General features: G+C 46.6%; 5 protein-coding genes. All 5 read right to left on the bottom strand.

The window, feature by feature from the left end:
- Positions 1-135: 135 nt before the first annotated feature.
- Complete coding sequence (locus CHU92_RS03040; RefSeq protein ID WP_094412477.1) at positions 136-2,451, bottom strand: penicillin-binding protein 1A; 2,316 nt, start codon at positions 2,449-2,451, stop codon at positions 136-138.
- A gap of 2 nt (positions 2,452-2,453) precedes the next feature.
- A complete protein-coding gene (locus tag CHU92_RS03035) occupies positions 2,454-2,945 on the bottom strand; it encodes a gliding motility lipoprotein GldH (RefSeq protein WP_094412475.1) in 492 nt (163 codons plus the stop codon).
- On the bottom strand, positions 2,929-4,095 hold the full coding sequence (locus tag CHU92_RS03030; protein WP_094412473.1) for a PSP1 domain-containing protein: 1,167 nt from the start codon (positions 4,093-4,095) through the stop codon (positions 2,929-2,931). The genes CHU92_RS03035 and CHU92_RS03030 overlap by 17 nt, the downstream gene beginning before the upstream one ends.
- Positions 4,096-4,447: 352 nt before the next feature.
- Positions 4,448-5,803: an oxygen-dependent tRNA uridine(34) hydroxylase TrhO gene (trhO, locus tag CHU92_RS03025; protein WP_094412471.1), complete on the bottom strand. Its 1,356-nt coding sequence runs from the start codon at positions 5,801-5,803 to the stop codon at positions 4,448-4,450.
- Positions 5,804-5,883: 80 nt separating this feature from the next.
- The gene (locus CHU92_RS03020; protein WP_094412469.1) at positions 5,884-6,123 is read right to left on the bottom strand and encodes a hypothetical protein; all 240 of its coding nucleotides are present in this window, start codon (positions 6,121-6,123) and stop codon (positions 5,884-5,886) included.
- Positions 6,124-6,286: the final 163 nt, after the last annotated feature.

The raw sequence follows: 6,286 nt of genomic DNA, 5'->3' as shown, positions 1-6,286 counted from the left end.
TAAGCTGGAAATTAATTTAATACAATTTTTGTCGTGTACTTAAATAAAATTTAATAAAAAAGTCCATAGCCTTAATCTTTAGGTATGGACTTTACTATCCTTGTTATGGGCTAATCCCTTGCTGAACCGTTTTTATTAAAAATCAAATTCATCGGTACTTATACTGTCAGTTTCTGCAGTGTCCCTTACCGGAGGTTTCCAGCAGTCAACCTTGATGGAAAGGTTGGCCGGCCGTTCAAAAGGCTTTTCGGATACTTTGAAAACCATATCATCATCGGCATAGCATTTTTTCATGAACAGCCCCCATATAGGCAACGCCATAATTGCTCCCTGCCCGTACGTAAGGCTCTTAAAGTGCGCCGAGCGGTCCTCATTGCCCACCCACACGCCAGTGGCAAGGTTGGGTACCATACCTACAAACCAACCGTCAGACTGGTTTTGTGTAGTACCGGTTTTCCCTGCAATAGGGTTGATGATTGCATAAGGGTAGCCGGTCATCCGGTCATAGCCGGCGCCACCACCGCCACCGCCCCATTTAAGGCGTGCACCCGATCCGCTTTCAGTAACCCCTTCAAGCAGTTTTATTACCGCATAGGCTATATCCTTGCTGAGCACTTCGTGGGTTTCGGTGGTAGGCTGGTATAGCAGCACCCCGTTTTTGTCTTCTATTTTTAGAATAACGGTGGGTTTCACGTACATTCCCTGGTTAGCAAAGGTGCTGTAGGCCGCAACCATATCGCTTACGGTAATTTCTACCGCACCCAGGGCAATGGCAGGCTGTTCGGGTATTTCAGAGTTTACGCCTAAGTTTTTAGTAAGGTCTACTACCGGTTTTGGCCCTATCCTGTCAATCAGCTTGGCTGAAACGGTGTTTATGGACAAAGCCAGGGCCTTTTTATAAGTAACCTGCCCACGGAACTGCCCGTCAGAGTTCTGCGGGTGCCAGTCGGCATCAATGCCGTACTTCCCTTTAGGCATGCTGAAGGGTGAGTCTATAACCGAATCACAGGGTGATATTTTAAGTTGCTCAATGGCTGCCGCATATACAAAAGGCTTGAAGGTTGAGCCCACCTGCCTGGCGCCCTGCGCCACGTGGTCATACTGGAAATGCTTGTAGTTGATGCCCCCCACCCATGCCTTTACATGGCCGGTTTGCGGCTGCATAGACATAAGGCCGGTTTGCAGGAAGTGTTTATAGTAACGAATGGAATCCATAGGGGTCATAACCGTATCTTTTTCGCCCTTCCAGGTAAATACAGTCATTTCCGTTTTTATGCCGAACGACTTTATGATGTCTTCTTCTTCAAAACCTTTTTCTTCCATTATCCGCCAACGCTCGGAGTTGCGCATGGCCCTGTCCATAATTTTTTTGGTTTCGGCTTCCGAAATATTTACAAAAGGAGCGTTCTTGTTCTTTTTCTGCTGTATGAAGAACTCTTCCTGCAGGTTAGCCAGGTGCTCATCCACTGCCTCTTCGGCATATTTTTGCATGCGCGAGTCGATAGTGGTATATATCCTGAGCCCGTCACGATAGATATCATACTCGCCGCTGCCGTCTTTTTTTGGGTTATCTTTTACCCATTTTTTCATGAAATCGCGCAGGTATTCCCTGAAATAAGTAGCGATGCCTTCTTTGTGGCTTTCAGGGCTAAAGTTTATCCTTACCGGCTCTTTCACCAGGCGCTCTTTTTCGGCTTCATCCAGCTTACCGTTCTTTACCATCTGGCCCAGTACAGTATTTCTCCGGTCAAAAACAAGCTGCCTGCGTGATGCTTTGTTAGGATTATACAGCGAAGGGTTTTTAAGCATACCCACAAGTACTGCGGCCTCTTCAACCTTAAGGTCTTTAGGCTCTTTGCCAAAATATATTTTTGCGGCCGAGCGGATACCCACGGCATTATTTACAAAATCAACCGTATTGAGGTACATGGCTATAATCTCCTGCTTAGTATATTGCCTTTCAAGGCGTATGGCTATAATCCATTCCTTGGCCTTTTGCACTATCCTGAAAAGGAAAAACCTGGAACCCTCGCCATGAAAAAGATTTTTGGCAAGCTGCTGCGTAATAGTACTGGCGCCACCACTGCTACCAAGGGTTACCATGGCCCTCAATGTACCTTTGGCATCAATGCCCGAATGTTCATAAAAACGTTCGTCTTCGGTAGAAATAAGGGCATCAACCAGGTGTTTGGGCAGGTCTTCATATTTTACAGGCGTACGGTTCTCAAGGTAAAATTTACCTATAGTTTCGCCGTCAGCCGATATTATTTCTGTAGCTACATTGCTGTCGGGGTTTTCCAGCTGGTCAAATGTGGGCATTCTGCCAAACACGCCCCAGGAAGCAAGCAGGAAGAACAAAAGCAGGGAAGCGAACCCTATGCCGAATATCTTCCAGAATTTTTTTACGTAATGAGCGTAATCATCGTTATGTGTGCTGTTCTTTTTTGCCATAGTTATTTTGTTGACTCAATTCTCAATCCTACATCGGTAATCCCTTCGAGTTCCTGTACGCCCGGCACCTTCCCTGTTCGCCGCATGGCCTGCTGTATGCTGAACCTGTATTTGCCGGGTTTAGGAAAACTAACGTTTTCCTTGTACCACAGCTTGTTCTCTTTTACATCGGTAAAGCCTTCGCCCATAAGTGTGCCGTCAGGGTAAGCCATTTGGTATTCGAGGGTATCAACCTTCGTAATGTTGGTGCCCGGCTGCTGCATTTGTACTATAAGGAAAAGGTTGCTGTAGGGGTAGCTGTTGTTGTTCCTTATATTGATGAACAAATTGTATTTTGATGCCGTATCCTTAAACTCTGTTTCAAATGAAACAATACTGTCTTTGTTCCATTTGCCGTTAAGGGCTTTATACTCATCAAACACCCTTTTGTTATCGCACGAGCAAAACAAAAAAAGTGCCACTACCGTTATCAGGATGCTATTTTTTTTGGGCATTTTTCTCGTTTGGATGTTTTTTCTTTTTATGGTTATGCTTTTTCTTTTTATTCCTGGGCTTATCAAAGCGCGTAAGGCTGTCCTGCCCCACCGCATTCTGAAAATTCTTCTCTACTTCTGCCACAGGCGCTTCCACCGCATAGTCTTCCAGTGCCGCTATACGCTGCTTCTGCTTGTTCAGGGCAACTATCTCTTTTACCTGCTCCGCATTTATTACATGCCAGTGCGCCATATCATTGGCATAGGCAAACCACATCAGCCCTTTAAAAATATCTACTTTCTGGCAATAGGCGTCTCCTTTTTCGGTATATAGCTTTGTTTCCAGGTCGGGCAGGTCTTTCAGGGCGTCAAGGTAAGTGTCAAGCTCATAATTAAGGCAGCATTTTAGTTTACCACACTGCCCGGCAAGCTTTTGCGGGTTGAGCGACAGCTGCTGGTAGCGTGCTGCCGATGTGTTAACACTCCTGAAATCAGTAAGCCAGGTTGAGCAGCAAAGCTCGCGCCCGCAGGAGCCAATACCTCCAAGGCGTGAAGCCTCCTGGCGGAAGCCGACCTGCTTCATTTCGATACGGATGCTGAACTCGCGGGCAAAATCCTTTATGAGCTGGCGGAAGTCAACCCGGTCATTTGCCGTATAATAAAACGTAGCCTTGGAGCCGTCTCCCTGGAACTCAATATCCGAAATCTTCATTTCCAGGTTGAGCCTTATTGCTATTTCGCGCGCTACTACTTTCATAGGTTCTTCCTTGTCGCGCGCCGCGCTCCATATATCAATATCCTTTTGTGTAGCCTTGCGGTATATTTTTCCTATCTCCGCATCATCCTTAACCCCTTTTTTCTTCATCTGTACCTTAACCAGTTCGCCGGTAAGGGTAACAATGCCAATGTCATGGCCCGGCGAAGCCTCAGTGGCTACAATATCGCCAATGCTTAAAGTAAGGTTTTCTGTATTGCGGTAAAATTCTTTCCTTCCGTTTTTAAAGCGCACCTCCACGCAGTCAAAAGGTGCCTGGCCCCCGGGCAGGCTCATATTGCTGAGCCAGTCAAACACTGTTAATTTATTACAACTGTCCGTGCCGCACGTGCCATTATTTTTACATCCCCTTGGGGTTCCGTCCTTAGACCCCGTAGAACAGTTTGTACATGCCATAATTCAGTATATATAGGTTGCGGTTTTGCCGCTATGGTTCATAAAACGTTTTTGTGGGTAAAGATAGTATTTTTTTGGGTTAAACAATAACGCCTCGCCCCCGGCCTGATTCTCTTTTTGTGGAGGGGCGGCTGAAAGCCGGGGGGCTAATAATACTTGCTTTTTTACCACCCCGCCCTGCGGGCACCCCTCCGGAGGAGGGAATATTTAGCAATATCTTTACCGGGTATGCTTTGATATATAAGTGCCTACTACTCTTCAATAACCACCCCGCGTGCGGGCATCCCTCCGGAGGAGGGGAATAAAAAACCCGCACTTTCGTACGGGTTTGGTTGTATTAGCTAATGAAAAACTACGCGATTACTTTGTAAAGCTTGTCAGAGAGGCGAATCCTGAAAGGCAGGTTAAGCGTTATCCTGTCGCCGGCAGTGGCTGTTGTGCCTTCCTGCCCATTAACACGCATCTGTTCAATAACAAGCTGCTGCTGCCCCGTGCTTGGCCCTGAAATCAATACCTTGTCGCCCACCTTTAGCCCGCCGTCCTCTAAGCTGAACTGGCCCACACCTGCCTTTGGGTAGTAATGCTCGCCCTTGCCTATAAGCACTTTTCTAATTTTGGTGCGGGTGCCTTTTACGCGGGGCACAACTGCAACAGGTTCATCAGGTATGGCATCGCCCGACTTTTTGAAGGTCAGTTTTTCTGACCTGCCTTTCTTGAAGATCATATTGCCCTGCATGATGCCGCGGCGCAACGCCTTTTGCTCTTCTTCCGGCAGTTGTATAATGTCAAGGCATTCAGCCGAGCAGGTATTGTGCATGGCTTCTTTACAGTCATCACACTGTATGAATAGCAGGTGGCAGGCCTCGTTGGCACAGTTGGTATGGTTGTCGCACGGCTTGCCGCACTGGTGGCACTGCGCTATGATATCATCGGTAATGCGTTCTCCCAGCCTGTGGTCAAATACAAAGTTCTTGCCTATGAACTTGCTCTCCAGCCCTTCGGCCTTAACCTGGCGGGTATACTCTATAATGCCGCCCTCAAGCTGGTACACATTTTTAAACCCTTTGTGCTTAAAGAACGCAGAGGCCTTTTCGCAGCGTATGCCGCCGGTGCAGTACATAAGCAGGTTCTTGCCTTCCTTGTGTGGCTCCAGCATATCTTCAATGATGGGAAGCGACTCCCTGAAGGTATCTACATCGGGCGTTATGGCGCCTTTAAAATGGCCTACTTCGCTTTCGTAATGGTTGCGGAAATCCACCACAATAGTATCAGGGTCTTCCAGCATTTGGTTAAAGTCCTTTGCCCCCAGGTGGATGCCTTTGTTGGTTACATCAAAAGTGGCATCGTCAAGGCCGTCGGCCACAATTTTGCTGCGTACTTTTATGGTGAGCTTCAGGAACGAGTAGTCGTCCTGCTCTACGGCCACATTAAGGCGGATATCTTTAAGAAACGGGATGGTATCAAGGTGGTCCTTGAAGGTATAGAAGTTATCAGCCGGGAGCGAAAGCTGGGCGTTAATGCCTTCTTTGGCAACGTATATCCGACCTAAAACCTCCAGCGGGTTCCAGGCCAGGAAAAGGCTGTCGCGAAATGCTTTGGGATTGTCAATGTGTGCGTAGGCATAGAAAGACAGCGTAAGGCGCTGCTTGCCGCTCTGGTCTATCAGTTCGGCCCTTTCTTCTGCGCTTAAAGTGTTGAACAGTTGCATGCTATTACCAATTTAAGTGAGAAATTACAGTATGTGTGCGGCCCCTGTTGGCGGAACCGCGTGCAAAGGTAAGGAATTATTTAAAACCGCCCGGGAAGCGGCAGCGCTATTTTTTTAGCGGATATTATATCAAGGCTATAAAAAGCGGCATCACCCCTGTAGCTTTTTGAGTATTGCAGGTTTTTGTAGTGTATCTTTTCAAATATTTCATTGAGCCCGTCCTGTACAAAGGAAAGGAACTCGGGAAGATTATCAACGGTTACAATTTCAGATAGCCGCGGATAATACCTTCTTGCTACCGGGGTGGGATTTTGTGGCATAACTACTAAAATTAAAAAGGATTTCGGCCTTCCTGTGCTCTATCAACTAGTTGATTAATATAATTAGAAAATTTGTCTGTAACTATACTTATCCAGTTAGCATAATCTTTTTCATATTGTAGACTCCCCATTTTTAGTACAGTTCTAAATTATAACATTTATT

It is taken from the genome of Flavobacterium cyanobacteriorum (genome assembly GCF_002251835.1).
Taxonomy (GTDB): Bacteria; Bacteroidota; Bacteroidia; order Flavobacteriales; family Flavobacteriaceae; genus Flavobacterium; species Flavobacterium cyanobacteriorum.
Note: the sequence above shows the minus strand (reverse complement) of the source record. Positions and strands in the feature narration are given on the sequence as shown.

Coding starts and splice junctions, on each gene's coding strand:
- CHU92_RS03040 (WP_094412477.1), bottom strand. CDS start 2,451: ATGGCAAAAAAGAACAGCACACATAACGATGATTACGCTCATTACGTA.
- CHU92_RS03035 (WP_094412475.1), bottom strand. CDS start 2,945: ATGCCCAAAAAAAATAGCATCCTGATAACGGTAGTGGCACTTTTTTTG.
- CHU92_RS03030 (WP_094412473.1), bottom strand. CDS start 4,095: ATGGCATGTACAAACTGTTCTACGGGGTCTAAGGACGGAACCCCAAGG.
- trhO (WP_094412471.1), bottom strand. CDS start 5,803: ATGCAACTGTTCAACACTTTAAGCGCAGAAGAAAGGGCCGAACTGATA.
- CHU92_RS03020 (WP_094412469.1), bottom strand. CDS start 6,123: ATGCCACAAAATCCCACCCCGGTAGCAAGAAGGTATTATCCGCGGCTA.